General features: G+C 64.1%; 27 protein-coding genes. 21 read left to right on the forward strand and 6 right to left on the reverse strand.

Going from position 1 to position 25624, the window contains the following annotated elements; all coding sequences use genetic code 11:
• Nucleotides 1-43 precede the first annotated feature (43 nt).
• Complete coding sequence (gene pnuC / locus CD932_RS13285; protein WP_094443040.1) at nucleotides 44-628, forward strand: nicotinamide riboside transporter PnuC; 585 nt, start codon at nucleotides 44-46, stop codon at nucleotides 626-628.
• A gap of 21 nt (nucleotides 629-649) precedes the next feature.
• Here the strand turns inward: pnuC and CD932_RS13290 are convergent, their stop codons facing one another.
• Both CD932_RS13290 and CD932_RS28220 read right to left on the reverse strand, forming a co-directional pair.
• Nucleotides 650-1450: a response regulator gene (locus tag CD932_RS13290; protein WP_094443041.1), complete on the reverse strand. Its 801-nt coding sequence runs from the start codon at nucleotides 1448-1450 to the stop codon at nucleotides 650-652.
• Between the two features lie 72 nt (nucleotides 1451-1522).
• On the reverse strand, nucleotides 1523-1726 hold the full coding sequence (locus tag CD932_RS28220) for a hypothetical protein (protein WP_141213239.1): 204 nt from the start codon (nucleotides 1724-1726) through the stop codon (nucleotides 1523-1525).
• Nucleotides 1727-1795: 69 nt separating this feature from the next.
• Between CD932_RS28220 and CD932_RS28225 the strand changes: the two genes are divergently transcribed.
• From CD932_RS28225 to CD932_RS13300, 3 genes are all read left to right on the forward strand, one after another.
• The gene (locus CD932_RS28225; RefSeq protein WP_141213240.1) at nucleotides 1796-1999 is read left to right on the forward strand and encodes a hypothetical protein; all 204 of its coding nucleotides are present in this window, start codon (nucleotides 1796-1798) and stop codon (nucleotides 1997-1999) included.
• A 146-nt stretch (nucleotides 2000-2145) separates the two neighbouring features.
• Nucleotides 2146-2703, forward strand: coding sequence for a helix-turn-helix domain-containing protein (locus CD932_RS13295; protein WP_094443042.1), 558 nt, complete (start codon nucleotides 2146-2148; stop codon nucleotides 2701-2703).
• A 40-nt stretch (nucleotides 2704-2743) separates the two neighbouring features.
• Complete coding sequence (locus tag CD932_RS13300) at nucleotides 2744-3697, forward strand: AEC family transporter (RefSeq protein ID WP_094443629.1); 954 nt, start codon at nucleotides 2744-2746, stop codon at nucleotides 3695-3697.
• On the opposite strand, the gene CD932_RS13305 is transcribed toward CD932_RS13300, so the two are convergent.
• Both CD932_RS13305 and CD932_RS13310 read right to left on the reverse strand, forming a co-directional pair.
• Nucleotides 3681-4328 (reverse strand): FMN-binding negative transcriptional regulator, encoded by a 648-nt coding sequence (locus CD932_RS13305; protein WP_094443043.1) that lies wholly within the window; start codon nucleotides 4326-4328, stop codon nucleotides 3681-3683. The two genes, CD932_RS13300 and CD932_RS13305, sit on opposite strands and share 17 nt — an antisense overlap.
• Entirely contained in the window at nucleotides 4328-4786 is a 459-nt protein-coding gene (locus CD932_RS13310) for an OsmC family protein (protein WP_094443044.1), read from the reverse strand. Before CD932_RS13310 ends, CD932_RS13305 begins: the two co-directional genes overlap by 1 nt.
• A gap of 98 nt (nucleotides 4787-4884) precedes the next feature.
• Between CD932_RS13310 and CD932_RS13315 the strand changes: the two genes are divergently transcribed.
• The 11 genes from CD932_RS13315 to CD932_RS13365 all read left to right on the forward strand — a co-directional run bounded on the left by CD932_RS13315 (nucleotide 4885) and on the right by CD932_RS13365 (nucleotide 16151).
• Nucleotides 4885-6360 carry a PLP-dependent aminotransferase family protein gene (locus tag CD932_RS13315; RefSeq protein ID WP_094443045.1) on the forward strand — a complete coding sequence of 492 codons (1476 nt, stop codon included), beginning with the start codon at nucleotides 4885-4887 and terminating at the stop codon, nucleotides 6358-6360.
• Nucleotides 6361-6399: 39 nt separating this feature from the next.
• Nucleotides 6400-6963, forward strand: a complete 564-nt coding sequence (locus CD932_RS13320) for a DNA-3-methyladenine glycosylase I (protein ID WP_094443046.1) — start codon at nucleotides 6400-6402, stop codon at nucleotides 6961-6963.
• Between the two features lie 5 nt (nucleotides 6964-6968).
• On the forward strand, nucleotides 6969-8600 hold the full coding sequence (gene mnmC, locus CD932_RS13325) for an FAD-dependent 5-carboxymethylaminomethyl-2-thiouridine(34) oxidoreductase MnmC (RefSeq protein WP_094443630.1): 1632 nt from the start codon (nucleotides 6969-6971) through the stop codon (nucleotides 8598-8600).
• Between the two features lie 128 nt (nucleotides 8601-8728).
• Nucleotides 8729-9226, forward strand: a complete 498-nt coding sequence (locus CD932_RS13330; RefSeq protein ID WP_094443047.1) for a rhodanese-like domain-containing protein — start codon at nucleotides 8729-8731, stop codon at nucleotides 9224-9226.
• The gene (epsC, locus tag CD932_RS13335; protein ID WP_094443048.1) at nucleotides 9223-10233 is read left to right on the forward strand and encodes a serine O-acetyltransferase EpsC; all 1011 of its coding nucleotides are present in this window, start codon (nucleotides 9223-9225) and stop codon (nucleotides 10231-10233) included. The genes CD932_RS13330 and epsC overlap by 4 nt, the downstream gene beginning before the upstream one ends.
• Before the next feature lie 7 nt (nucleotides 10234-10240).
• Nucleotides 10241-10465 carry a helix-turn-helix domain-containing protein gene (locus CD932_RS13340; protein ID WP_094443049.1) on the forward strand — a complete coding sequence of 75 codons (225 nt, stop codon included), beginning with the start codon at nucleotides 10241-10243 and terminating at the stop codon, nucleotides 10463-10465.
• 108 nt (nucleotides 10466-10573) lie between these two features.
• Complete coding sequence (locus CD932_RS13345; RefSeq protein WP_094443050.1) at nucleotides 10574-11506, forward strand: family 2A encapsulin nanocompartment shell protein; 933 nt, start codon at nucleotides 10574-10576, stop codon at nucleotides 11504-11506.
• Nucleotides 11481-13214, forward strand: a complete 1734-nt coding sequence (locus CD932_RS13350; protein WP_094443051.1) for a family 2A encapsulin nanocompartment cargo protein cysteine desulfurase — start codon at nucleotides 11481-11483, stop codon at nucleotides 13212-13214. Before CD932_RS13345 ends, CD932_RS13350 begins: the two co-directional genes overlap by 26 nt.
• Nucleotides 13215-13391: 177 nt before the next feature.
• Nucleotides 13392-14117, forward strand: a complete 726-nt coding sequence (locus CD932_RS13355; protein ID WP_254926571.1) for a sensor histidine kinase KdpD — start codon at nucleotides 13392-13394, stop codon at nucleotides 14115-14117.
• Nucleotides 14114-15859, forward strand: a complete 1746-nt coding sequence (locus tag CD932_RS13360; protein WP_254926572.1) for a tetratricopeptide repeat-containing response regulator — start codon at nucleotides 14114-14116, stop codon at nucleotides 15857-15859. Before CD932_RS13355 ends, CD932_RS13360 begins: the two co-directional genes overlap by 4 nt.
• 76 nt (nucleotides 15860-15935) lie before the next feature.
• A complete protein-coding gene (locus CD932_RS13365; protein WP_065310303.1) occupies nucleotides 15936-16151 on the forward strand; it encodes a hypothetical protein in 216 nt (71 codons plus the stop codon).
• A gap of 41 nt (nucleotides 16152-16192) precedes the next feature.
• On the opposite strand, the gene CD932_RS13370 is transcribed toward CD932_RS13365, so the two are convergent.
• A complete protein-coding gene (locus tag CD932_RS13370; protein WP_094443054.1) occupies nucleotides 16193-16858 on the reverse strand; it encodes a PhaM family polyhydroxyalkanoate granule multifunctional regulatory protein in 666 nt (221 codons plus the stop codon).
• 161 nt (nucleotides 16859-17019) lie between these two features.
• Here CD932_RS13370 and CD932_RS13375 point away from each other — a divergent pair, with 161 nt between their 5' ends.
• The 6 genes from CD932_RS13375 (at nucleotide 17020) to CD932_RS13400 (ending at nucleotide 24957) form a co-directional block, all read left to right on the forward strand.
• Nucleotides 17020-18108, forward strand: a complete 1089-nt coding sequence (locus tag CD932_RS13375) for a DUF3108 domain-containing protein (RefSeq protein ID WP_094443055.1) — start codon at nucleotides 17020-17022, stop codon at nucleotides 18106-18108.
• Between the two features lie 16 nt (nucleotides 18109-18124).
• On the forward strand, nucleotides 18125-18871 hold the full coding sequence (locus CD932_RS13380) for a DUF3108 domain-containing protein (RefSeq protein WP_254926573.1): 747 nt from the start codon (nucleotides 18125-18127) through the stop codon (nucleotides 18869-18871).
• A gap of 162 nt (nucleotides 18872-19033) precedes the next feature.
• Nucleotides 19034-20404, forward strand: coding sequence for a hypothetical protein (locus CD932_RS13385; RefSeq protein WP_094443057.1), 1371 nt, complete (start codon nucleotides 19034-19036; stop codon nucleotides 20402-20404).
• A complete protein-coding gene (locus CD932_RS13390) occupies nucleotides 20397-21101 on the forward strand; it encodes a hypothetical protein (protein WP_094443058.1) in 705 nt (234 codons plus the stop codon). The genes CD932_RS13385 and CD932_RS13390 overlap by 8 nt, the downstream gene beginning before the upstream one ends.
• 8 nt (nucleotides 21102-21109) lie before the next feature.
• Complete coding sequence (locus CD932_RS13395; protein ID WP_094443059.1) at nucleotides 21110-23941, forward strand: ATP-binding protein; 2832 nt, start codon at nucleotides 21110-21112, stop codon at nucleotides 23939-23941.
• An 11-nt stretch (nucleotides 23942-23952) separates the two neighbouring features.
• The gene (locus tag CD932_RS13400) at nucleotides 23953-24957 is read left to right on the forward strand and encodes a DUF4424 family protein (RefSeq protein ID WP_176460947.1); all 1005 of its coding nucleotides are present in this window, start codon (nucleotides 23953-23955) and stop codon (nucleotides 24955-24957) included.
• A gap of 10 nt (nucleotides 24958-24967) precedes the next feature.
• On the opposite strand, the gene CD932_RS13405 is transcribed toward CD932_RS13400, so the two are convergent.
• Nucleotides 24968-25486, reverse strand: a complete 519-nt coding sequence (locus CD932_RS13405) for a hypothetical protein (RefSeq protein WP_094443061.1) — start codon at nucleotides 25484-25486, stop codon at nucleotides 24968-24970.
• Between the last annotated feature and the right edge of the window lie 138 nt (nucleotides 25487-25624).

Below are 25624 nucleotides of genomic sequence, written 5' to 3' on the forward strand. Positions count from 1 at the left end.
TAGTGGCAGCGCCGCTTCTCCCCTCACCGCAAAGGAAGACCGCTTGACATCCCCGCTTGAAATCGCCGCCAATGTCTTGATGACCGTGTCCATCCTCCTGGCCGGACGCAATAACATCCATTCCTGGTGGATCGGCATGCTCGGCAGCGCGCTGTTTGCCTTGCTGTTCTACCAGGTCAACCTGTATGCGGACGTGCTGCTGCAGCTGTTCTTTATCGTGACCTGCGTGATCGGCTGGGTGCAGTGGCGGCGCGGCGCGGCCGGCAAGCCCTTGCCGATCACGCGCGTGGGCTGGCGCAGCCTGGCCTGGATCGTGCCGGCCGGCGTGGCCGCCGTTGCCCTGTACGGCCTGCTGCTGCATACCTTTACCAATGCCTACGCGCCGTTCATCGATTCGGCGGTGCTGGTGTTCAGCATCATCGCGCAATTGCTGCTGATGAGCCGGCGCATCGAGACCTGGGGCTTCTGGCTGCTGGTCAATACGGTGGCCGTGCCGCTGTATTACAGCCGCGGCCTGCACCTGACCGCCGTGCTGTATGCGGCCTACTGGATCAATGCGCTGGTGTCGTGGTACTGGTGGCGTTTGCAGGCGCGGCGCACGGCCGCCACCCCCGCCATCGCCCCCTGATTGCGGCGCTCAGTGCGGCCCTCAGTGCGGCGCCGCTCCGTTGCGCTGCTCCAGCAGGCGCTGGCGATAGGCGGTAGGGGTGACGCCCATGCGTTCGCGAAAGGCGGTGGCGAAATTGCCGGCGTTGTGAAAACCGATCAAGAGGGCGATATCCTGCACGTCGATCTCGGTCTGCCGCAGCAGCTTCATGGCGCGTGCGATACGCGCTTCGCGGATAAAGGCAAACACCGTCATGCCGGTCTGCTCGCGGAACATCAGGGTCAGTTTTTCGCGGTAGGTGCCCACGCTGCGGGCGATCTCGGACAGCTTGGGCAGGCTGCCCAGATTGTCGAGGATCAGCTGCCTGACGGCGTTGACGAACACCAGGTCGGGATGCTGGGGCGCCTTGTCGTTCTCCGGCACGGGCGCTGGCGCGGTGAGGTCGGTGCGCCGCATCAGGCCCAGGTGGACATGAATGCGCGCGGCCAGTTCGGCTGGCGTAAACGGTTTCGAGATGTAGTCGACGCCGCCCACCTGCAAGCCCATCACGCGCTCATTGACGGCGTCCGCGCCGCTCAGAAAGATCACGGGGATAGCTTCGGTTTGCGGATTGGCCTTGAGCAGGCGGCAGGCCGTATAGCCATCCATTTCGGGCATGCGCACGTCGAGCAGGATCAGATCAGGACGCGTCGCCAGCGCCAGCTGGTAACCCTGGTAGCCATTGTAGGCCACGCTGAAACGGTAGGGCTCGTCGCTCAACAGCTCCGCCAGCATGCGCTGCTCGAACGCGGAATCGTCCACGATCAGGATGTTTTTCTTACCGGTTGCACTGGTCATGGGCATGGCATGGATGACTTAACCAAAAAGCAAGTTGTGGCTTATTATGCCCTGCTTTTGAATTATTTTCTGGTTTTCTCATGATTCAAAAGATGTTTCACCGAAAGCAGAAGCAGCGATGTCGAGGATGACTAATAATCGGGTCGTAGATTGATTAAATGCAATGCCGTTTACAAAAAGATCTGCTTTGCCATGCAGGCAAAGCTGCTGCAGGCCCATGCATTCTGGCGGCCGGCAGTTGAATTTGTTGTCCTGGTTTGCGTGCCCGAAAAACGCCGGCAATACCGTGACTATCCTCGTGTCCCTCCACAAGAGGGGCCATTCATTGATGCATCAACATGAGGAGGCAGGATGTTGCGCGCTACATTTTCTCCAGTCGCCGCCGCTGCGGTTACCGTGTCCCTCATCACCGCTTGCTTGCCTGTGACCGGCAATGCCGCCACGGATCTGAATGGTTCGAACAATACCACTTCCATGCATGGCCAGGTGCCGGTGCAAAACACGCCTGCGCCCGCTACCTGCAAGTCGGCCATCATGGCTGCCGTGTATTTCTGAGTAGCACCACATGACGGCCCGCCGTATCTTCCTGCAGTGATTTTTTGCGCATTTTTAAGCCTCTGCATTGGGGAATACTTACTGGAAATTTGATAGTAACTTGAATGACTTTTATTGTTGCTTTGCAACTATGTAAGGAGACGATCATGAAACATACCAACTTCAATAATTTGCCCTGCCCGATCGCGCGCAGCCTGGGCAAGGTCGGCGAATGGTGGAGCATCCTCATCTTGCGCGAAGCGTTTTATGGCAAGACGCGCTTCGACGAATTTGAAAAGAGCCTCAAGATCGCCCCGACCATCCTGACCCGGCGCCTGGCCGATCTGGTGGAAGGGGGCCTGATGACGCGCCGGCTGTACTGCGCCAAGCCGCCGCGCTACGACTATGTGCTGACCAAGTCGGGCCGCGCCTTCAAGCCGGTGCTGCTGGCCTTTATCGCCTGGGGCAATGAGAACTTCGCGCCGGAAGGCGCCAGCCTCGTCATCGCCAGCCGCGATACCGGCCTGGCCGCCGACCCGGTGCTGGTCGACGCCATGACGGGTTTGCCCATCAACGATGAATACTACGCGTTCGCGCCCGGCCCGGCCGCCAGCGACAGCATGCGCAGCATCATCGAGGAAGCGGAAAAGAGCAGCGGCATCGCACCGAAACCGAAGGCGCCGGCCGCCAACCGGGGCTGGGTGGCGGAAGGGCACCTGGCCTGATTGTTCTTGCGGCCAGCAAGCTGGCGCTACAATGGCTGGCATGCTGACCATCCTCGCCATCACCTTTCCCTTTTTCGCGCTGGTGCTGTGCGGCTACCTGGCGGTGCGGCGCGCGCTGCTGCCCGTGGCCGCGATTCCCGGCCTGAACAGCTTCGTGCTGTATTTTGCCTTGCCCTCGATGTTGTACCGCTTCGGCGCGGCCACGCCGATTGCGCAACTGCTCGACGCCAGCGTGTTCGGCGTCTATCTGCTGTGCGCGCTGGTGATGGTGGGCGTGACCATGGCCATGACGCTGTCGCACCGCATCGACTGGAACAACTCCGCCTTCGGCGCGCTGGTGGCGGCGTTTCCGAACACCGGTTTCATGGGCGTGCCGCTGCTGTTGACCTTGCTGGGACCGCGCTCGTCCGGCCCGCTGATCGTCACCATCGTGGTCGACCTGCTGATCACCAGTTCGCTGTGCATCGCCCTGTCGCGCGTGGGCAGCGGCGGCGCGCACGGCAGCCGCACGGCCGTCGTCAACGCCTTGAAAGGCATGGCCGGCAATCCGATGCCGTGGTCGATTGTATTGGGCGCGCTGGCATCATGGCTGGGTGTGAGCTTGCCGCGTCCCGTCATGCAAACCGTGGGCCTGCTGGCCGACGCCGCCTCGCCGGTGGCGCTATTTACCATCGGCGCCGTGCTGGCCCGTTCGCAGATGCAAACGAGCGATCCGGCGCCGTTGAGCGAGTATGTGCCAGTGGCCCTGAAAAAACTGCTGCTGCACCCGCTGCTGGTGTGGGGCGCGGGCCACGCCGCCATCGCGCTGGGCGCGCCGCTCGAGCCGTTTGCCCTGACCTGCATGGTGCTGGTGGCCTGCCTGCCCAGCGCCAGCAATGTCACGCTGCTGACCGAGCGTTTTGGCGCCAACACGGCGCGCATCGCGCGCATTATCCTGGTGTCGACGGCGCTGTCGTTTTTGACGTTCTCTGCCGCCGTCAGCTGGCTGCTGTAAGAGAGGCCGCGATCAGTTCGCCCATCTGGCGCGCCGGCCCCGGCATGCTGCTGCGCGACAGTTCACTGGCCACGCGCGCCTGATCCTGCGCGCTGCGGTTCTGGCTGGTTTTCCATTTGCCTTCCATCCGCGTGATGACAAGCTCGATGCCGACGATGGCGTTCAACAGCTTGTCGATATACGCGGGCGGCGCGTCGGCGACCTGCCACGGCTGCGCCTGCACCGCTTCATGGCGGTCGGTGAGGCGGTTCAGGCAAGCGAGCAGCCAGGCCGGGTCGTCGATGGCGCGCAGCTTGCCGTGCGCGTGCACCACCGCATAATCAAAGGTCGGCACTACCTCGCCGCTGTGCTGTTTTTCCGCATACCAGGCCGGCGTGATATAGGCGTGCGGCCCCTGGAAGATCACCAGCGTGTCCGCGCCGACGGCGTGCCACAGCGGGTTGGCGCGCGCCACATGGGCGCGCAGGGTGCCGAAGGGCGCCCCTGGCGTCGCTGGCGCGATCTCGAACGGCAAGTGGTCGGCGCACAAGCCGTCCGGCGTCATGCGCACCAGCGCGCCCAGCGGATGGGCGGCCATCAGGCCATGCAGCACTTCCAGGCGTTCTTCGCGAAAGCGCTTCGGCGTGTACATCAGCGCGCCTCCACCACCACGTCGGCCTTGAGCGAACTGGCGATATAGCAGCGTTCATGGGCGTCATGGTGCAGCGCGGCCAGCGCCCCGGGCGTGGGCGCCTCACCGGCCCAGCTGATGCGCGGGCGCAGCACGATGCGCGTCATGGCCAGCTTGCCGTCGCCGTTGCGGCTCAGTTCACCGACGGCCTCGTCGCGGTAGTCGTCGATCACATGGCCGCGCTGCGCTGCCAGTGATAAAAAGAACAGCATATGGCAGCTCGAGGTGGCCGCCACCAGCGCCTCTTCCGGATCGACGTTGGCCGCCACCGACATCGGCAGCGGCACCGACAGCGGCGACGACGATGCCGGTACGCTCAAGCCGCCGTCAAACTGCCAGGCGTGGGCGCGGCTGTAGCGCTGGCCGGCGAAATCCTGGTCGTCGCGCTGCCAGGCGACGGTGGCGAAAAATTGCTGCATGCGGGTCTCCGGGAGAAATGGGAATCGGTTATTGTAGTGACGCTGTTGGTTATTTAAAATATCCAATAACGACTAAATTGAAACTACCAATTCCTGCCATGCACACCACCCGTATCATCGCCGCCTTGCCGCTGGACCGCGCGCTGGCCACGCCGCTGTTTCGCCAGCTGTATGCGGCCATGAAAGCGGCCATCCTCGACGGCACGCTGGCGCCCGGCGCGCAGCTGCCGCCCACGCGCGCCTTTTGCGACTTGCTGTCCGTGTCGCGCCAGACCGTGCTCAATGCCTATGCGCTGCTGGTGGCCGAAGGCTATCTCGATGGCGCGGTGGGCAAGGGCACGTTTGTCAGCCTTGCTGTGCCTGCGTCCGTAGCGCTGGCGCCGCCAACCCAGCCTGGCTTGCTGCGCCCCCTGTCCAAGCGCGGACAGGGCGTGGTGACGGCCATGGCGCAGGTGGCGTTTCACCGTGGCGCGGCGCGCGCGTTCCGGGTCGGCATGCCGCGCATCGACCATTTTCCGTTCGATGTGTGGAACCGGCTCGAAGCGCGGCGCTGGCGCCGGCCCGACCACCGCTTCGGCTACGGCGACCCGGCCGGCTTCCTGCCGCTGCGCGAGCTGCTGTGCGTGTACCTGCAGGCTTCGCGCGGGGTGCGCTGCACGCCGCAGCAGATCGTCATCACCTCGGGTTCGCAGCAAGCGCTGTTCCTGCTGTCGACCATTTTATTGGCGCCCGGCGACGCAGCCTGGATGGAGTCGCCCGGCTACCGTGGCGCCAGCGGCGCCTTGCGCGCCAGCGGTGCGCAGGTGTTTCCGGTGCCGGTCGATGGCGAAGGGCTGGACGTGGCGTATGGCGCGGCCCACTGCCCGCAAGCGAAGCTGGCCTATGTGACGCCGTCGCACCAGCTGCCGCTGGGCGTGAGCATGAGCTTGCCGCGTCGCCTGGCCCTGCTGGACTGGGCCGCGCGCAACCGGGCCTGGGTGGTGGAAGACGATTACGACAGCGAGTACCGCTATGCGGGCGCGCCGCTGGCCTCCTTGCAAGGCCTGGACCGGGCCGGCTGCGTGGTCTATGCAGGCACCTTGTCGAAGGTGCTGTTTCCCGGGCTGCGGCTCGGTTATATGGTGGCGCCGCCGGCGCTGGCCGAAGCGCTGGTGCAGGCCAAGGCGGTGGTCGACCGCCACACGGCCATCGTGCCGCAGATGGCGCTGGCCGACTTTATCGCCGAGGGTCATTTCGGCCGCCATATCCGCCGCACGCGCGACTGCAACGCCGAACGGCGCGACGTGCTGCTGCGCGGCCTGGCGCGCGAACTCGACGACCAGTTGTATTGCGGCCCGGCCGACAGCGGGCTGGAACTGTGCGCCTATTTTCGCGGCCAGCACGATGAAGAATCGGTTGCGCGCGCGGGCCTGGAACGCGGCATCGAACTGCGTCCGCTCGGCCACTATGCCGACCCTGGCGCGGGCGCCGCCTGCGCCACGCCGGCCGGATTGCTGCTGGGGTTTGCGGCGATTCCCGCCGATGACATCGACATGGGTTTGCGCGTGCTGGGCCAACTGCTGCGCGGCCGATAATCTATACTGGCTACCTGTCTCCATGCGAAGAAAATCACCATGACTGTCACGCGCTGCTCCTGGGCCAATCCGGCCAATCCCCGCTACCTGGCCTACCACGACACGGAATGGGGCGTGCCCTGCCATGACGAACGCACCCTGTTCGAAATGCTGAACCTGGAAGGCGCGCAGGCGGGCCTGAGCTGGGAGACCATCCTCAACAAGCGCGACACCTACCGCACCGCTTTTGATGGCTGGGATGCGCAAAAAATCGCCGCCTATGGTCCGGACAAGGTGGCGTCCTTGCTGGCGGACCCCGGCATCGTGCGCAACCGCCTGAAGGTGGCGGCGGCCATCACCAACGCCCAAGCCTACCTGCGCCTGCTGGAAGAAGGGCAGACACTCGACGGTTTTCTGTGGGCGTATGTCGATGGACAGCCCATCGTCAACCACTTCCAGCCCGGTGAATTTCCGGCAAAGACGGAACTGTCGGACCGCCTGTCGAAAGACCTGGCCAAGCGTGGCTTCAAGTTCGTCGGCTCGACCATCATCTACGCTTACATGCAGGGCATCGGCATGGTCGATGACCATGCGCCGACCTGCTTTTGCCGCACGGGCCTTTGATGTCGATGGCTGCGCTGGTAGTGCTCGACACCGATTTCGACGGCGCGCGTTTGCTGGCCGCCTGCACCAGGCATGGCGCAAGGCGGCTGCATTATATTGCGCTCGCGCCGCGCCCCATCGACGCCGGCCAGCTGCCCTCGCCATGGCGAGAGCAGTGGCCGCCCCAGGTGCGCGGCCTGCACCGCATGGTGTCGGGCGACGGCCAGGTCACGCTCGACCTGCTGATCGGCGAGCCGGCCGCCAGCCTGGCGCAGCTGTCGGCGCGCGTCGATGAAGTGCACCTTGCATGGGTGCCGCCATCGATGACGGTGCTGGCGCGGCTGATGAACGATGGCGCGTGCCTGCAGGCGGTGCGGCTTGACGAGGCCCAGCGCCTGGCGCTGTGGCAGCAAGGCTTTGCGTTCGACGACAGCCGCTTGCGCGCCGTCTACCATGCGCGCCAGGCACCAGGCGAAGCCGTGCACGAGATTGATCGGCGCGCCATCGTGATCGGCGCCGGCGTGGCCGGCAGCGCCGCCTGTGAACGCCTGGCCGCGCGCGGCTGGCAGGTGACCCTGGTCGAGCGCCATGCGCAGCCAGCCAGCGAGGCCTCGGGCAACCTGGCCGGCATCTTCATGCCCTTGCTGTCGAGCGACGACAATATCCCCACGCGCCTGGTGCGCGCCGCCTATCTGTACGCGCTGCGCTACTGGTCCGGCCTGGGTGGCGTCGGCAGTGCTTTCGACGGCGCGCGCTGCGGCGTGCTGCATCTGGCGCGCGATAGCGCGCATGCGCAGGTACAGCGCCGCATCGCCGCCAGCGGCGACTATCCGCCCGACTTTGCGCGCTGGCTGGAAGCCGATGAAGCAACGGCCATGCTGGGTGCCAGCGCGCCGGACGGCGCCTGGTGGTTTGCGCAGGGCGGCTGGGCGCGCCCATCGGCGGCCTGCGCCGCCATGCTGGCCGCCTGCGGCGCCCGATTGACGCGGCGTTTTTCCAGCAGCGCGCTGACCCTCTCGCGCGTCGATGACGAATGGCAGGTGGTCGATGCCGATGGCGTGGTGATCGCTGCCGCGCCGACCGTGATCCTGGCCGCCGGCACCACCGCCGTGCGTTTCGCGCAGGCGGCCAGCCTGCCCTTGTATGCGGTGCGCGGCCAGGTCACGCACCTCGATCCTGGCAGCCTGCCGACGCACCCGTTTGTCGTCTGCCGCGAGTCCTACATGACGCCGCCGCATGATGGCGTCGTCTGCGTGGGCGCCACCTACGATGCGCAGGATGACGATGCCAGCCTGCGGCCATCGAGCCAGCAGGATAATATCGAGAAAACCGCCGCCATCCTCGGCGTGCCGCCGTTTGACGCGCCGCTGGCCGGGCGCACCGGCTTTCGCTGCATGGCGCCGGACCGCATGCCGCTGGTAGGCGCCTTGCCCGACCCCGGCGTGCCGCGCCGCTGCGAGCAGTTGCGCGACGTGCCGCGCTGGCCTGGGCTGTTCGGCTTGCTCGGCTACGCCTCGCGCGGCCTGATCTGGGCGCCGCTGGCGGCCGAGTTGCTGGCCTGCCAGCTGGAGGGCCAGCCGCCGCCGCTGGAGAGCCAGCTGGTGGCGGCCGTCGATCCAGGGCGCTTCGTCCTGAAAGAACGGCGGCGCGCGCAGTAAGCCATACGCACCAGCGGCCTTATACGTTTTCCAGCTTTGCTAACTCTTTTTAATTTGTTTTACGAACAACACAAGTTCGCTACAGTGAGCGTGTGGATGTTCTGACGATGACGGAAAGAGGTGGCAAGATGGCGGCAACAACATTGGTATTCGATCCCCGGGCCGCGCATGGCGAGGCGGCGTTTGACGCCGTGCTCAATGATGCGCGCGACCAGGCGCAGGCACGGCAGTTGCCCTATGCGGGCATCGTCAGCGCGCAGGATGCGTGGCAGCTGGTGCAGGCCGGCAAAGCGCAGCTGGTCGACGTGCGCACCAACGAGGAACGCGTGTTTGTCGGTCATGTGCCCGGCTCGCTGCATGTGGCCTGGGCCACCGGCACGGCAATGAACCGCAATCCCCGTTTTGTGCGCGAACTGGAGGCCAAGGTGGGTGGCAAGACGGCCGTGGTGCTGCTGTTGTGCCGCAGTGGCAAGCGCTCGGCGCTGGCCGCCGAAGCGGCCGCCAGGGCCGGTTTCAGCCACGTCTTCAATATCGCACAAGGCTTCGAGGGCGACCTCGACGAGGAGCAGCAGCGCGGCCACCAGGGTGGCTGGCGCTGGCACAGCCTGCCGTGGGTGCAAGAATGAACCAGCCCACCTTGCTCACCCTGCCCACCGAACTTTCCGCGCCCGCCGCAGCGGCGCCGCAATGGGAGCTGCACCAGATCGTCGATGAACTGCGCGCCGTGCGCGAGCGCTGGCGCGACAGCCTGGCCAGCCATCAGGAATGCGGCGCGCGCCAGTTCCCGTCGCGCCAGCATTTGCGCGAACTGGTCGGCGCCCTGTGCGCGGCGCTGTTCCCGATGCGCCTGGGGCCGCTCGACCTGCAGCAGGAAAGCGAGGACTTTTTTGTCGGTCATACGCTCGACACCACCCTGACGGGTTTACACGAACAGGTGCGCCGTGAACTGGCTTACCAGGCGCGCCAGCATGGCTTGCGGCAGACCGTACCGGCCGAGCAGCAGGCGCTGGCCATCGTGCAGCGCTTTGCGCGCGCGCTGCCCGGCATCCGCGCCCGGCTCGATACCGACGTGGCGGCCGCCTTCCATGGCGACCCGGCCGCGCACAGCGTCGATGAAGTGCTGCTGTGCTATCCAGGCATCCTGGCCATCATCCATTACCGCCTGGCCCATGCGCTCCATGCGCTGGGCGCGCCGCTGGTGGCGCGCATCATCGCCGAAGTGGCGCACTCGCAGACCGGCATCGACATCCATCCGGGCGCCGTCATCGGTGCCAGTTTTTTTATCGACCACGGTACCGGCGTGGTGATCGGCGAGACGGCCATCATCGGCGAGCGGGTGCGCATCTACCAGGCCGTGACGCTGGGCGCCAAGCGCTTTCCTGTCGGCTTTGATGGCGTGCTGAAAAAAGGCCTGGCGCGCCACCCCATCGTCGAGGACGACGTGGTGATCTATGCCGGCGCCACCATCCTCGGCAGGGTGACGATAGGCCAGGGCTCGGTTATCGGCGGCAATGTCTGGCTGACCCGCAGCGTCGCGCCCGGCAGCCATGTCACGCAAGCGCATAACCAGCAGGAGGAGGTTGAGGCCGCCCCTGCGCTATCGACCGTTTCCGCTTTTGCCCACCAACCTTGAGGACTCCATGTTGATCAAACAGTTTGGACTGGCCGTGCGCCAGTTGCGTGAAGGGCACGGCTGGTCGCAGGAGCGCCTCGCCGAAGCGGCCGACCTGAACCGCTCGTTTATCGGCGAGATCGAACGCGGCGCGGCTACGCCGTCGCTGCTGACGGTGGAAAAACTGGCGCATGCATTGGGCATCGGCCTGGCGGGGCTGCTGGCGCGCTGCGAGCCGGAGCTGGTCGAATAATAAAGCGATGCTGATGGCCATAGCATGTTGAGCGAGCACGGCAGAGGGCCGATACTTTATCCGGTTTCCAAATAAGCATATTCACTTTTCTCATCAGGAGTACTGTTCATGGCAGATGCAACAAACGATAGCCAGATTGCGCTGGGCGACAACGCCGCGCGCCAGCTGGCCAATGCAAGCAAGAGCGTTCCCCAGTTATCCACGATCACGCCGCGCTGGCTCGTGCATCTGCTGCAATGGCTGCCCGTCGAAGCGGGTATCTACCGCCTGAACCGGGTCAAGAATCCGAAGGACGTGCGCGTCGCCTGTTCGCAGCGCGACGAGTCGGAACTGCCGCAAACCTTTGTCGATTACGAAGAGCAGCCGCGCGAGTATTTTCTCAACGCCGTCAGCACCGTGCTCGACGTGCACACCCGCGTGTCGGACCTGTACAGCAGCCCGCACGACCAGATCAAGGAGCAGCTGCGCCTGACCATCGAGACGATCAAGGAGCGCCAGGAAAGCGAGTTGATCAACAACCCCGACTACGGCCTGCTGGCCAGCGTGCATGACGACCAGCGCATCTTTACCCTGACGGGCGCGCCGACGCCGGACGACCTCGACGAGCTGCTGACGAAAGTGTGGAAGGAACCGGGCTTTTTCCTGGCGCACCCGCTGGCCATTGCCGCCTTTGGCCGCGAATGCACGCGCCGCGGCGTGCCGCCGCCGACCGTCAGCCTGTTCGGTTCGCAGTTCCTGACATGGCGCGGCGTGCCGCTGGTGCCGTCGGACAAACTGCCGATCGAAGACGGCAAGACGAAAATCATTTTGCTGCGCGTGGGCGAACAGCGCCAGGGCGTGATCGGCCTGTTCCAGCCTGGCCTGGCGGGCGAGCAAAGCCCGGGCCTGTCGGTGCGCTTCATGGGCATCAACCGCCATGCGATTTCATCGTATCTGATTTCGCTGTATTGCTCGCTGGCCGTGCTGACCGACGATGCGCTGGCCGTACTGGAAGACGTGGAGATCGGTAAATACCATGACTACCCAGACACCTACAAGTGATGGCGCGGCGGGCCTGCCCGCCATCCCATTTTTACCGGATGAGGCAACCCTGAACCGGCTGGCCGGCGAGTTTTTCGCGCGCCTGCCGGGCTTGGACAAGGCACCCAGCCTGAGCGGTTCGGGCAGCGCGCTCGACGCGGCGCCCCGCTATGCGAACCCGAGCCGTCCGCCGCCGCAACCCGGTCCGTCGTTCGCCGCCATCGCCCCCGGCGTGGCGACGGCGCAGGCGCCGCCCGTCAAGCCGCCATTGGAAGCACCCATCGCGCCGGCGCCCGCCTCGATGCCGACACCGCGTGCCTCCAGCCTCGGTGCGCCGTCGCCGTATTACTTCATCGGCGGCGCGCATGGTTATCCGGTCTCGGACAAGTCCGATGGAGCGGCACGCCAGCTGCCGGCGACGAGCGCCGCCAGCGCACCGCAGTTTTATTTCGAGACCGTGCTGACGGCGCCACCGGCCGGAAAACACCATGGCCATGGCCAGACGCCGGCGCCATTCGACGTGCACGCCGTGCGGCGCGATTTTCCCGTGCTGGCCGAAAGAGTCAACGGCAAGCCCCTGGTGTGGTTCGACAATGCCGCCACCACGCACAAGCCGCAGTCGGTGATCGATCGCGTGTCGTATTTTTATGCGCATGAAAATTCGAACATCCACCGCGCCGCCCATGCGCTGGCCGCGCGCGCCAGCGACGCCTATGAAGCGGCGCGCGCCAAGGTGGCCGGCTTCCTGGGCGCCGCCTCGCCCGATGAAATCGTTTTCGTGCGCGGCGCCACCGAAGGCATCAACCTGATCGCCAATACCTTCGGCCGCAAGTTCATCGGCAGCGGCGACGAGATCATCGTCTCGCAGCTCGAGCACCATGCCAATATCGTGCCGTGGCAGCAGCTGGCGGCGGAAAAGGGCGCTACCTTGCGCGTGATTCCGGTCGACGACAGCGGCCAGATCATCGTCGACGAATTCAGCAAGCTGCTCAACGGCCGCACCAGACTGGTGTCGGTGACGCAGGTGTCCAATGCGCTGGGCACCGTCACGCCGGTGGCGCAGATCATCGCGCTGGCGCATGCGGCCGGCGTGCGCGTGGTGGTCGACGGCGCGCAGGCGGTGTCGCATTTGCGCGTCGATGTGCAGGCGCTGGGCGCCGATTTTTATGTGTTCTCGGGCCACAAGGTATTCGGCCCGACGGGCATCGGCGCGGTGTATGGCAAGTTGGACTTGCTGGAGCAGTTGCCACCCTGGCAAGGCGGCGGCAACATGATCGCCGACGTCACGTTCGAGCGCACCGTCTACCAGGGCGTGCCGAACCGTTTCGAGGCCGGCACCGGCAATATCGCCGATGCCGTGGGCCTGGGCGCGGCCATCGATTATGTGCAGCGCATCGGCCTGGAGAACATCGCCGCCTATGAACACGCGCTGCTCGAGTATGCCACTCACCAGCTGCAGGCGATTGCCGGCGTGCGCCTGATCGGCACCGCGTTTGACAAGGCCAGCGTGGCCTCGTTCGTGCTGGCCGGCTACGAGCCGGCCGAGGTAGGCCGCGCGCTCAATGACGAGGGCATCGCCGTGCGCTCGGGCCACCATTGCGCCCAGCCTATCCTGCGCCGCTTCGGCGTGGAGGCGACCGTGCGGCCATCGTTTGCGTTCTACAACACCTACGAGGAAATCGATCGCATGATCGTCGTGATCCGGCGCCTGGCGGGGGCGCGCAGGTAGTCATTTGCCTTTCCTTGCGCCATCTGCCATGCCGTCCCGTGCCCTGCGCGGGGCGGCATGCTGACGTTTGTCATGGCGCTTGCGCAACAGTCGCTTGCAGCGCAACAACGGGCGGTATAATTTGCCGGTGGCATGCTAGCCGCGGCGCGGTGCCGCCGGCGCCCAAGGAGAGATGCAGTGGAAGACCAGCACAGCACGCCCGAGCTGTTTTTGTTCCTGGCGTCGACCGTCCATGACATGAAAAATTCCATCAGCGTGGTCAGCGGCACGCTGGAATCGTTGCTGGCCGCCGAACAGGCCAAGTCCAGCGACGAAGTCACGGCCGATCCGGCCTTTTTGCAGATGGCGCAGATGTTGTACCAGACCAAGCGGCTCAACGATAACCTGATCCAGCTGCTGGCGCTGTACAAGCAGGTGGGCAAACCGGGCTATCCGTTTGACGTGCAGCCGCAACTGGTGGGGCAACTGGTGGAACAGGTGGTGAGCCAGGAAAAAATCCTGCTCTCCTCCAAGGGCATCGCGATGGAGACGGACTTTCCGCCCGAGCTGATCTGGACGCTCGACGAAGACCTGGTGATCGGCGTGCTGGCCCACGCCATCAACAACGCCATCCGCTACACGAAAGACACGATACGCCTGTCGGTGCGCGAGGATGGCGGCATGCTGGAACTGCGCGTGGAGGACAATGGCGACGGCTATACACAGGCACTGCTTGACGCGGGCGAGGCGGCCATGGATGGCCAGTCGTCCGGCGTGAATTTTTCCACCAACAGCACCGGCCTGGGCCTGTATTTTTCCAGTGAAGTGGCGAAGATGCACAAGCACCGGGGGCGCAGCGGCGCCATCGCGCTGTCCAATGGCGGCTTGCTGGGCGGCGGCTGCTTTCTGCTGCGCCTGCCATGAACCGGGTACTGACGATGGACCAGACTTCCCGTCCCAACGAAGCCGACACCACCGACTGGGCCGACAAGCATTATCTGCTGGTCGACGATTTCGTCGGCATCCGCATTTTGCTGCGCGAATCGCTGCGCAACCTCGGCGCGCGCCATATCGACCAGGCCGCCAGCGGCGGCGAAGCGATGAAGCTGCTGGCCAAGACGCGCTACGACGTGGTGCTGTGCGACTACAACCTCGGTGAAGGCAAGAACGGTCAGCAGGTGCTCGAAGAGACGCGCGTGCGCAACCTGACGGCGCCGTCCAGCGTCTGGCTGATGGTGTCGGCCGAGAAAAGCGTGGAATCGGTGATGGGTGCGGCCGAGCACCAGCCCGACGCCTACCTGATCAAGCCGATCACCGAAGGCGTGCTGCTCACGCGCCTGAACCGCGTGTGGCATAAAAAACAGGTATTTCGCGAGATCGACCAGGCCTGCATGGAAAAGGATTATCTGCGTGCGGCCAAATTGTGCGATGCGCAGATCGCGCAAAACAAATTGCACGAACTCGAACTGCTGCGCATGAAGGCGAGCCTGCTGCTCAAAAGCGGCGAGCCGGAAAAGGCGCGCGCCATCTATGAAAAAGTGCTGCTGGATCGCGACTACAGCTGGGCCAGGGCGGGCCTGGGCAAGATTCGCATGAACAACGGCGAGCACGAGGCGGCGCGCCAGATCTTCCAGGGCGTGATCGTCGAGAACCGCTATTACATCGATGCCTACGACCAGATGGCGGTCGCCTACCAGCTGATGGGCCAGCATGAAGAAGCGTGCGGCGTGCTGGAAAAGGCGGCGCGGCTGTCGCCCAATTCGGTGCCGCGCCAGCGCAACCTGGGCCAGGCCGCTTTGAGGATCGGCAACGTCGGCATGGCCGAAAAGGCGTTTCGCAAATGCGTGGCGATCGGCGAGTTTTCCGTCATGAAGACGGTGGACGCCTACCTGGGCCTGGCGCGCGTGTGCGGCCTGAAAAAGGACGCGAAGGAAGCGCTGCAATGGCTGATGCTGGCGCGGCGCGAATTTCCGCCCGAAGAAATCGGCCTGCGCACCAAGATCACCGAAGGCATGGTACACCACGAAACGGGCGACTACCGGCGCGCACGCAAGTGCGGCGACGAGCTCGAGGCGATGCTCGAGCAAGACCCGGCGCGGCCCGACAAGGAAGTGTGCATGGAACTGGCCACCTTGCTGTTTGCCGTCGGCGTCAAGGATGCACCGGCCGGTTTGCTGTGCTATGTGGTCAAGAACAACCACGACAACCAGGTGGTGCAGGACGAGGTGCAAAAGATCTTCGACAAGGCCAAGATGGGCGACGAGGGCACCAGCCTGATCATGGCCTCGCGCAAGGAAGCGTCGGACCTGATGAACAAGGGCGTGCTGCTGTGGAAGACCGATAAACTGGACGAGGCCGTGGCCTGGATGCGCGCGGCGCGCGACAAGCTGCCGAACAACCTGCGCATCCTGTTCAACTCGGTGCAGATTATTGTTTCCTACCTGCAGCAGCGTGGTTATCACGCGGAACTGGCGGCCGAAGCCGTCGAAGTGTTGCTGTATGTAGACAAAATCGCGCCGGGCCAGCAGCGCTTTGCACAGCTGATGGAGCAGTTGATGCAGCTTACGCCAGCGCAGGAGGCGCTCGAAGCTGCCGCGCCGGTGGCGGAAACGGTGGCGCCGGTGCCGGACAAACCCTTAAAAACCATGCGCGGGCGTGCCGGATGATAAACTAGGCGCCAGCGTGGTGCAGGCAACAGCCTGCTCCGCGCTGAAGTTGCTTTACAACAATAAGGAAGAAACTATGCGTGATGTGGTCAATGAAGTCTACAAAAAAATGAAGGTCGGCAGCATCGCCTGGGTACGCCCGGTCGCCGCCAAGGGAGACACGCTGGAAACCTTTCAGTCCTCGTACGAGCACGCCAAGGCGCTGGCCGACGAAGGCCTGATTACCATCGGTGACGTCAAGCGTCAGGACGACAATATGATCGAAGCGATCCGCATTCATCGCCTGGCCTGATCGACCGTAAGCCGGGTTCGCCTTGCGAACCCGGGCAAACCTTACAGCTTGCCTTTGGGCGCTGCGCGCCGCGCCGGCGCCTTGACGGGCGCTTCAGCCGCAGCCGGCCTGGCGCGCGGCGCTGGCTTGGGCTTTGCCGCAGCGTCGTGCCTGGCCTTGGCCGGCTCCGGCGTCATCGCCGTCGATACCGCCTGCTTGAACTGATCCTGCAGCAGATTCCACCAGAGCGTCGGATTGGTCAGCTGGGTCGCGGCGTCGGTTGACGGGCTCGCGCTCTGGGCTGACGCTTCCTGTGGCGGCGGTGACGGCGGCGCTTGCTCGGCCGGCTTGGCGGCCGGCGGTGTTTGCTGGAAGAAGGCCGAGGCGTACGGCACGGCATCGAACAGGTTTTTCTCGCTGGCGCCCGGCTGCGTAATGGCGGCGGCCATCGAGGCGCCCATCGATTTCAGGGTGGCGATGGTGCCGCGCTGTACTTCCAGCGCCTGGATGCTGCCGCGCAGCATGCTGATATTGAGGTTCAGCCAGGCTTCGACGGCTTTCAGGTCGTTGATTTTCTTGTCCAGTTCTTCCACCGACAGGCTGGGCGCGGTCATGCCGGGCACCCCCATGCCGGGCACGCTCATGCTGCCCCACAGGTTCTTGACGAAGTCGAGCGTATCGGTCATCACTGCTGCGCCCGGAATTTGGGGCATTTGCGGATTTGCCATGCGAGAGTCTCCTGGTAGGTCGATGGCCCTAGCGTAGCAGATATCAGCTTGCTGCTGACGAAATCGCCGTGACATTTTTCGCCCATATTTTTCGGCAAGCTCAAGTGCGTTGATCTGCGGCAAGAAAGCGCATCTCGGAGACAGGCGTTACACTAGCAGCCATGACGTCCGCCTCCTTTTTCGCGCCGCCGCGCCGCCGCACCGTGATCTTTGTCGCCCTGATCGGCGCGCTGCATGCCGTGGCGCTGCACTGGCTGGGCGCGCAAACGGGCAGGGCGCCCATGCACGAGCAGGCGCGGCTGGTCAGCATGGCAATTGTTGCCGAAGCCCCGCCGCCGCTTGAAACCGCGCCAGCGCCGCCCGTGCCTTTGCCGCCGCCACCGGCGCCGCCGCTGCCTGTCTTGCCGGTGGTCGATTTGCCGCAACTGGTCGTGCCCGATGCGCCGCAGCCGCTGCAGGTGGTGGCGCCGGCGGTGCCAGCGACTGAAACGCCAGCGCCAGCGCTGGTGCAATTGCCGGCGCTTGCGGCGCCGGCTGAAACGCCGCCCGCGCCGCAGCCCGCCGTGGAACAGGCGCGGCGCTACAAGACCAATGTGCCGGCCTCGGCCGAATTCGACCTGCAGGTGGACCGCCGCGATGCCGACGGCACCAAATGGACGGGCGTGGCGGCGATGTCGTGGCAAAATAAGGGCGACCACTATAGCCTGAGCCTGGAAGTGGGCTTGAGCATGCTGATCACCCGCATCAACCTGCTGGTATTGACCAGCGAAGGTCTGATCGACGCCAGTGGCGTGGCGCCCGTCAAGGCGACGGAAAAGCGCCGCGGCCGTTCGCAGACGGCCACGCATTTCGATGCGGCCGGCCAGACCATCCGCTTTTCGGCCACCACCGCCACCGTGCCATGGCAGGAAGGGGCGCAGGACAAGGCCAGCCTGCCGTTCCAGCTGGCCGCCATCGGCCGCGCCGATGTGACACAGCTGGCCGGCAATATCGACATCCTCGTCGGCGAAGAGAAGGAAGCGACCGTGTTCCGCTTCCAGATGGTGGGCGAGGAAACGCTGGACACCAGCATGGGTCGCTTGCAGACCTGGCATCTGCGCCGGCCGCCCAAACCGGGCAGTTATTCGTCGCAGCTCGATATCTGGCTGGCGCCGGCCATGCAATGGTATCCCGTACAAATACGCAATACAGAAGCGAACGGGGCGCTGACCACGCAAACCGTCTCCAAACTCACTGTGACAGGATCATGAGATGTCGTTTATACCAATGAAGCAATTACTCGCCGCAGGCTTGCTGGCCGCCACTTTCTCTTCCGCCGTCGCCGCTGACGACGCTACCGAGCATCCGGTCATCAAGCGCGCCTTCAAGCTGGCGCCGTCAGCCGACCTGGTCTATTCCATCAAGGCCAAACAAAAAGGTATCGGGCTGTCCGGCGAATCCGTCAGCAACTGGCGCGCCGGCGACGGCAAGTATTCCTTGCTGGCCGAAACCAGGGCTAGCCTGTTCGGCAAGATCCTCGAGCAGCGCAGCGAAGGCACGGTCGACGACTACGGCCTGGCGCCGGCCCAGTTCGTGGAAAAACGCTTTCGCAAGCAAGCCGCCACCACGGTCTTCAAACGCGACAGCAAGACCATCAGCTTCAGCGAAGGCGACAAAAGCTATCCACTCAAGGGTGGCGAGCAGGACCGCAACAGCGCCGTGTGGCAACTGACGGCGGTGGCGCGCGCCCAGCCCGAAAAATTCGTGCCCGGCTCGGAGTGGGCCTTCTTCGTGGCTGGCCGCCATGACGCCGAGCCGTGGGTCTTCAAGGTCGTCAAGCAGGAACCCGTGACCACCGGCCAGGGCGAGGTGGAAGCCGTGCACCTGGTCAAGGCGCCGCCGACCGACAAGAAGGGCCAGCAAGTGGACCTGTGGCTGGCGCCGTCGCTGGAATGGTATCCGGTCAAGGTGACGTTCGAGGACGACGATGGCGATTATGTAGAGCAGACTTTGCAGAAGATCGTTAAAAAGTAACTTTTTGATCAGCAAACCCAGATGCAGAACCTGGGGTCAGACCCGCCGGCTCTGACCCCTGAAATGATATACTGACGCCCCTTCGACCCTTTATGCCCGCAGCGTCCCCAGGCCCGCTGCGCCGCCCGCTGAACACTCATCCGGAATAGAATGATTGATATAATGGCAATTGCAGCCGTGGCTGCGGATGCAAATCAGACCGAGCAGGAGCATCACGATTCCTTGCAAGCGCATTTCCAGCCGAATATTTCGGCTGACGAGATCGAACAAGTCTTTCATCTGAAGCGCGCCCAGCCCTTGCTGCAAGTGTTCACGGCGCTGTTCCACGGCGGTTTCGACGGTGTGCTGGTGCGCCTGCTGGTGCTGCGCGAACTGGCGGCCGATGCTGCCACCTCGTCGTATACCCGCGCCGATATCAACACCCGTCTCGCCTATTTGTTGCCGGAAAGCCTGGAAACGGTCTTGCTGCGCCTGCGCAGCAACCAGTTATTGGCCTGGGACGCGCAGCAGGGCGTGTACCGCGTCACGCCCATGGCGCGCAATGTGCTCTCCGCCATCGACAGCCTGCTGGGCCTGGGGCAGACCGAAGACGAAGCGGAAATGGGCTTTCTGCTGTCGCAGGTGGCCGGCGCGCAAGCCGTCGGTGGCGTGTCGGTAGAACAACTGCAACATCTGCTGGGCCGCCTGGTCGACCTGACGGACGAGTTTTCGGACGCCATCGCTTCCGGTTCCGAGTTCCGCCTGCGCACGGCGCAGGCAAAGTGGAACATGGCCTGCGACTGGGTCGAAAAGGGTTCCGAGATCCTGGTGGCGATCACCTCGGACGAAAACGCCGACGGCGCCACGCACAAGGCGGCGCAGGCGATCGGCCGCGCGCAAAGCAAATTGCTCAACATGCAGGGCATGTTCTCGCGCGCACTAAACCAGATCGAGCGCCAGCGCGTGCACCTGGGCCAGTCCGGCCTGTCGACCACCGATATCAAGCGCTGGCTGCTGCAGCACGAGGACCTGGCCAGTCTGGCCGAAGGCGCCATCGACCAGCCTGTCGTGCCGCTGTTTGCCACGCCGGCCGAAATGATCGACGTGGCCGAAACCGAACTGTTGTCCGAACGCGCAGCCGGCGTGGCCCAGACGGGCCTGCCCAGCGGCGAAGACGCCCCCACCACCATCAGCGACGGACCCGCCATGCAACTGGAACTCGATGATTTGTTGGAGCGCCTGTCGAACTTTGCCAGCCTGGGCAACTTCCCCAGCATCGTCGAAGAAGGGCCAAAGAGCGTGCCGGTGCAAGATTCCCTGCTGCCGGCCAGCTTTGCCGTGGCGTCGTATCGCGCCTCGATGCTGCCGCTCCTGGGCGATGTGTCCGAAGCGAGCCTGCAGGGCGCGACGGCCGAACTGGCCCGGCTGCCGATTACCTTTACACCGACCGACGAGATGGTCCAATTGAACGACCCGCATGTGGCGGCCATGTCGATCGCCTCGCTGTCCCTGAATTTTTCTCTTGATTTAGATAGCGGCACTGCCGATGAATGACGATTCCCAAATCCTGATTGCGCGCCTGCTCACGCATCAAACCCTGCGCCGTGACGATAGACTGGTCAAGCGCGTGCTGTCGGACGAACTGTTCCGCGCCGAGATCGATGCGCGATTGCTCGCCTGCGGCCTGAAACTGCTCGACAACGTCTACGCCGACCATGTGACCCTGGCCCTTTCCCGCACCATCGAGCCGAAGATCTTTGGCGCGCGCGATGTATGGCAGAACAATAATTTCGGCCTGGCCCGCGATGGCGTGGCCCTGCTGGTGGTGCTGTGGGCGCAGATCATCCTGCCCAAGCGTGAACGCCAGGAAACCCACCAGCATGCGGACGACGACCAGAACGACATGTTCGGCACCGACAAGCCGCTGCCGCGCGCGGAAGACGCCTCGATCGGCATCGCCTATAAAGCCTTGCTGGCCGACTTCGGCGACAAGCTGGGCAAGAAGACGCGCATGGACATGAACCTGGGGACGTTGGCCAAGCTGGGCTTTATCGAGCGGCGCGGCGACTTTATCGTCGAAGGGCCGTTGCTGGACCTGATGATGGATACCGACGTGCTCAAGGAGCGCATCATCAACGGCGCCCTGGCCGACGTATTCAAGCGCGCGCCGTCGCGCCTGGTGGCGGTCGACCTCGATGCGGAGCCGTCGCTTGACGCCGGCGACGAGCCCGCGCCCGAACTGCCTCACTGAAAGCGGCCATGTTTCATATCAAATCACTTGAACTGGTGCACTGGGATTACTGGCAGCGCATCAAGAATATTCCACTCGACGCCAAGATCATCACGATTGCCGGCCAGAATGGTTCCGGCAAGACCACCTTGCTCGATGCGCTGCGCACCCTGTTCGGCCTCGACTGCTCGATGGGCCGCACCTACAAACACTATGCGCGCCACTCGGGCCAGCAGACGGCCTGGCTGCGCGCCGTGGTCGACAACCGCAATGTGGGCAAGCAATTGTCGAACCGGCCGTTTCGCAGCTCGGGCTTTTTCAGCGACGATGAAGTGACCCTGTTCTGCCAGATCCAGAAGAACGGCGGCGACTGGAAGCGCCAGTATCTGATGCGTCCGGGCAATGTGCAAATTGAGGATATTTCCGACGCGAATGACTGGCTCGGTGTGGAAAATTACCGCAAGCGCCTGGCCAACGCCGGCCTGTCGCCGGCCATGTCGAAAGTGCTGGCGCTCGAGCAGGGCGAAACCGACAAATTGTGCGAGTACGCGCCGCGCCAGCTGCTTGACCTGGTGTTCCAGGTGTTCGGCGACAAGGAAGTGCTGGACGCCTACGACGAAGCCAAGCGCCACCAGCGCGACACGGAAGTGGAACTGAAGCGTTTCGAGACGGAACTCGAAGCGTCGAAAACCAATCTCGAAGGCTTGCGCCTGCGCGTGGCCAACTACCATCAGTGGGAAGGCTTGCACCGCGAACGCCGCAACCTGCTCGAGGAAGTGCTGCCCAGCCTGCAGTACCACGAGGCGCGCGAAAAAGCGGCCACGGTCAGCCGGCAGTTGCGCGATGCGCGCAAACCGATGGCCTTGAACGACCCGCAACTGAACGACAAGCGCAATGCGCTGGCGGCGCAAGCGAAAGCCCTGTCCGATGCGCAGATGAACGAGACGCTGCTCGAGCAGGAGGCGATCGGCCTGCAGAGCCGCTTGTCCTCGATCAACGCCAAACTGAAACCGCTCGACAGCCTGCTGGAACAGAAGGAACGCCTGCAAAAGCTGGCGGCGGACTCGGGCAGCGATATCGCCGCCGTCGCCGCCCAGCTGGAACAGCAGGAAGCGGCCTTGCTGCAACAGCGCCAGCAGCGCGACGCGCTGTCGGCGCGCATTGCCGGCGAGCAGGCGACAATTGCCGCCCTGCAGGGCAAGACGGCCATGCCGGAGCCGGACAATGTGCGCGCCATGCGCCGCGCGCTGCGCGATGCGCAAATCAGCCACGCGATGCTGTCCGACATCGTCGAAGTGACGGACAGCCGCTGGCAGGGCGCCGTCGAAGGCGTGCTTGGCGGCTATGCCTCGGTGGTGCTGCTCGATACAGCGAAAGATGCGGCTGCCGCCTACCGCCTGGCCGAGAAAGAGCGCTACCGCCACTTTATCGTGCCCGATCTCGTCACGGCGCCGACCGCGAAAGACGACAGCCTCCTGGCGGTGGTGAAATTTTCCGCGCCCGTGCCCAGCTGGCTGATCGAGCAGTTGTCGCGCATTACGCGCGTCGATTCCGTCGAAGCCGGTTTTAAATTGGGCAACCATGAAGAATGGATCACGCCCGAGGCCTATCACCGCGAACGCCGCGGCGGGCGCTCGCTGTTTGTCGAAGCGTCGCGCTACCGCTTCGGCCAGGCCGGCCGCAGCGGCCGCCTGGAAGCGCTGCTGCGTTCCCTGCCGGGCCTGGAGGCCCAGGAAGATACGCTGACCCTGGCCATTTCAAAACTGGCCGCCGAAGTGGGCAACCTGAAAGCGCGCATCGCCGGCGTCGACGCGGCCAAGGAATTGAGTGCCCGCCAGGAAGAATTTGCCGAAGCGCTGCGCAATTCGACACCGTTGAAAGAAGAGCGTTTGGCCGTGGGCGGCCGCCTGGGCGAGTTGCAGAACCTGACCAAGAACGCCACCGTCGCGCGCACGCGCGCCGACACCGTCTGGCAGAACGCGCGCCTGGCCTTGTCGGAGGCGGAAGCGGGTTCGCGCCTAGGCTATAAAAAGCAGATCGAACAGCGCGCCGACCATGCGCGCGCCTTGCTGGCGCTGCGCCGCGCCTGGCGCCACTTGCCGCGCAGCTGGCGCCGCCCGGCGCGGCGCGCCGCGCTGGTGGCCGAACACCAGAACGCGCACCAGGTCGACCTGCGTGTGTCCAGCTTGCAATCGAGCCTGGCGCGCGACGACTGGGAACTGGACGCCACCGTGATCGACCAGCATCACCGGCTGTCCGAGCAACTGAGCGGGCGCCAGTCGGAAACGGATGAGCGGCGCTACCAGAACAACCGCGCCATCGAAGCGACCGGCAACGCGCGCGGCGCCTATATGGAGCGGCTGCGCTACACCATCAAGACCTATAGCAAGAACATCAAGGAGCTGGGCGAACTGGCCGGCATCGAAGTGCATGCCGACCCGGTGCGCCTGGAAAACGACGACGTGCAGCTGTCGCAGGCGGGCCTGCATGTGCGCTTCAAGTTCGACGGCAAGGGCATTATCGGCATGAACGACGGCGAAGCGTCGGGCGGCCAGCAGGTGATGAAGTCGCTGGTGCTCCTGATCGGCCTGCTGAAATCGGAAGGCGGTTCGGGCGGCTTCGTGTTTATCGATGAACCGTTTGCGCACCTCGATATCCGCAATATCCAGCTGGTCGGCGAATTCCTGAAAAACACCGAAGCGCAGTACCTGATGACCACGCCGCTGACGCACAATACGGACGTCTACGACCCGTCCGAACTGACTTTGATTACCAGCAAAAAGAAAAAGGACACGCAATGGGCGCAACCGATTTTCGTCCTGCAACGCCGCCAGGAAGCGGCCGCTGGCAACGTGGCGTAGTCAGGCTGAAGTTGAGCTTGACCTTGGCCGTGCTCATTGCCGGGCCGGCGATGGCCAATGACGGCATCGGTTCGGTCAGCACCGGCGGCATTATCGTCGGCAAGACCGACGCCGTGGCCATGAAAAAGGAAGTGCTGACCGTCAGCACGGAGCTGATCAAGGTCGAGTACGAGTTCCTCAACGAATCGAACAGCGACGTGGAAGAGACCATCATCTTCCCGCTGCCTGCCTACGAGGCCGGCTACCACCAGTCGCCCACGTATTACGGCCAGCCGCAGCAGTTTTCGATCGAGGTCGACGGCAAGCCCCGCGACTACCAGACCGTGCTGGTCGCCAGGCTGGGCGGCAAGGATGTGACGGCGCGCCTGAAAGCGCTGGGCCTGACGGACCGGCAAGTGGCATATTTCCCGTCGTTTACGCCCTTCGACAGGAAGGTCGAGCCGCTCACCGCGAAGCAGAAAAAAGCCATGATCGAAGAAGACTTGCTGGCCAGGCTGTCCGACGACGAACAGTGGGTGCCGGCCTGGTCCGTGACGGTGGTCTACCAGTGGCAGCAGAAATTTCCTGCCGGCAAAACCGTGCGCGTGCGCCATCAATATGCGCCCTTCGTCGCCGCCGGCCCTGGCGCGTCCTACCTGGGCGATGGCAACGAGTTTGAAAAGAAATATTGCGGCGACAAGGCCTTCCATGCGACCTGGAACCGGCTGGCGAAGAAGCAGGGCGAGAGCGGCTTCGTCAACGCCAAGTGGGTCTCGTATATTTTGAAAACGGGTAACACCTGGAAAAACGGCATCGAGGACTTTACCCTGAACCTGGTCAAGGGCAAACCGGACGAGCTGGTCAGCTTGTGCTTCCCCGGCACGTTTACCAAGGTCAACCCGACCACCCTGCAAGTCAAACTGCGCAATTTTCGTCCAGCCCAGGACTTGAACGTCTACTTCGGCAATGTCGACGATGCCGGCGAGAATACGGGCGAGGCGCCTGCCTTGCGCGGCAGTTACCTGAAGACGAAATAGCCGGTGCTGCTTATTCGATGGCGTCCAGTGGCTCGTTGCGCTGGCGCCAGCGCAGCAGGCCCCAGGCGTAGGCGGCATAGTAGCCGGTGACCATGCCGTAGGCGGCCATCGTCAGCGGGCTCTGGCCGAAAGGCGGCGGCGGCACCGGCACGTCCAGCCGCGTGTTCAGGTAGATCTCCATGCCGCGATACAGCAGGCGGGCGATAAACAGCATGGTAATGGCCAGGCCCAGGTAGCGGTGCTGGGTAAAGTAGTAATCCTTGCCGACCTGTTCGAAGCGCGTCAGCTTGATGCCCAGCACGCCCAGCCAGCCGCCGGCCAGTACGCCCGCGCCCAGGCTCGACAGCGGCAATATCTCGAATTTGGTCGTCGTTGCCAGGAACACGATCAGCGCGGGAACACCGAAGGCCACCAGGCGGTGCCGCCACAGCAGCGACTTCTGGCGCGCCACCAGTTTTTTCAGGCGCGAATAGATGCGCCAGACCAGCAGCGGTACCAGGAACAGCAGGGCAAGGGTGGTGGTTTCCATGTAAAGCTTCGGGCAACGGTGAAACAGCGATTGTAAGCCAGATCGCCGCAGGCATGGCTGGTATTGAAATGTTGCTTATTGACATTTTGATGGCAGGTCAGCACTATGGACCGTTCCCCATCCACCGTCCCTGGAGCG

Source organism: Janthinobacterium sp. PC23-8, assembly GCF_002250505.1.
Classification (GTDB): domain Bacteria; phylum Pseudomonadota; class Gammaproteobacteria; order Burkholderiales; family Burkholderiaceae_D; genus Janthinobacterium.

What these genes read in the sequence shown, in the direction of transcription:
- CD932_RS13290 (WP_094443041.1), bottom strand. Translation starts at nt 1,450, where the DNA reads ATGCCCATGACCAGTGCAACCGGTAAGAAAAACATCCTGATCGTGGAC.
- CD932_RS28225 (WP_141213240.1), top strand. Translation starts at nt 1,796, where the DNA reads ATGTTGCGCGCTACATTTTCTCCAGTCGCCGCCGCTGCGGTTACCGTG.
- CD932_RS13295 (WP_094443042.1), top strand. Translation starts at nt 2,146, where the DNA reads ATGAAACATACCAACTTCAATAATTTGCCCTGCCCGATCGCGCGCAGC.
- CD932_RS13300 (WP_094443629.1), top strand. Translation starts at nt 2,744, where the DNA reads ATGCTGACCATCCTCGCCATCACCTTTCCCTTTTTCGCGCTGGTGCTG.
- CD932_RS13305 (WP_094443043.1), bottom strand. Translation starts at nt 4,328, where the DNA reads ATGTACACGCCGAAGCGCTTTCGCGAAGAACGCCTGGAAGTGCTGCAT.
- CD932_RS13310 (WP_094443044.1), bottom strand. Translation starts at nt 4,786, where the DNA reads ATGCAGCAATTTTTCGCCACCGTCGCCTGGCAGCGCGACGACCAGGAT.
- CD932_RS13315 (WP_094443045.1), top strand. Translation starts at nt 4,885, where the DNA reads ATGCACACCACCCGTATCATCGCCGCCTTGCCGCTGGACCGCGCGCTG.
- CD932_RS13320 (WP_094443046.1), top strand. Translation starts at nt 6,400, where the DNA reads ATGACTGTCACGCGCTGCTCCTGGGCCAATCCGGCCAATCCCCGCTAC.
- mnmC (WP_094443630.1), top strand. Translation starts at nt 6,969, where the DNA reads ATGGCTGCGCTGGTAGTGCTCGACACCGATTTCGACGGCGCGCGTTTG.
- CD932_RS13330 (WP_094443047.1), top strand. Translation starts at nt 8,729, where the DNA reads ATGGCGGCAACAACATTGGTATTCGATCCCCGGGCCGCGCATGGCGAG.
- epsC (WP_094443048.1), top strand. Translation starts at nt 9,223, where the DNA reads ATGAACCAGCCCACCTTGCTCACCCTGCCCACCGAACTTTCCGCGCCC.
- CD932_RS13340 (WP_094443049.1), top strand. Translation starts at nt 10,241, where the DNA reads ATGTTGATCAAACAGTTTGGACTGGCCGTGCGCCAGTTGCGTGAAGGG.
- CD932_RS13345 (WP_094443050.1), top strand. Translation starts at nt 10,574, where the DNA reads ATGGCAGATGCAACAAACGATAGCCAGATTGCGCTGGGCGACAACGCC.
- CD932_RS13350 (WP_094443051.1), top strand. Translation starts at nt 11,481, where the DNA reads ATGACTACCCAGACACCTACAAGTGATGGCGCGGCGGGCCTGCCCGCC.
- CD932_RS13360 (WP_254926572.1), top strand. Translation starts at nt 14,114, where the DNA reads ATGAACCGGGTACTGACGATGGACCAGACTTCCCGTCCCAACGAAGCC.
- CD932_RS13365 (WP_065310303.1), top strand. Translation starts at nt 15,936, where the DNA reads ATGCGTGATGTGGTCAATGAAGTCTACAAAAAAATGAAGGTCGGCAGC.
- CD932_RS13370 (WP_094443054.1), bottom strand. Translation starts at nt 16,858, where the DNA reads ATGGCAAATCCGCAAATGCCCCAAATTCCGGGCGCAGCAGTGATGACC.
- CD932_RS13375 (WP_094443055.1), top strand. Translation starts at nt 17,020, where the DNA reads ATGACGTCCGCCTCCTTTTTCGCGCCGCCGCGCCGCCGCACCGTGATC.
- CD932_RS13380 (WP_254926573.1), top strand. Translation starts at nt 18,125, where the DNA reads ATGAAGCAATTACTCGCCGCAGGCTTGCTGGCCGCCACTTTCTCTTCC.
- CD932_RS13385 (WP_094443057.1), top strand. Translation starts at nt 19,034, where the DNA reads ATGGCAATTGCAGCCGTGGCTGCGGATGCAAATCAGACCGAGCAGGAG.
- CD932_RS13390 (WP_094443058.1), top strand. Translation starts at nt 20,397, where the DNA reads ATGAATGACGATTCCCAAATCCTGATTGCGCGCCTGCTCACGCATCAA.
- CD932_RS13395 (WP_094443059.1), top strand. Translation starts at nt 21,110, where the DNA reads ATGTTTCATATCAAATCACTTGAACTGGTGCACTGGGATTACTGGCAG.
- CD932_RS13405 (WP_094443061.1), bottom strand. Translation starts at nt 25,486, where the DNA reads ATGGAAACCACCACCCTTGCCCTGCTGTTCCTGGTACCGCTGCTGGTC.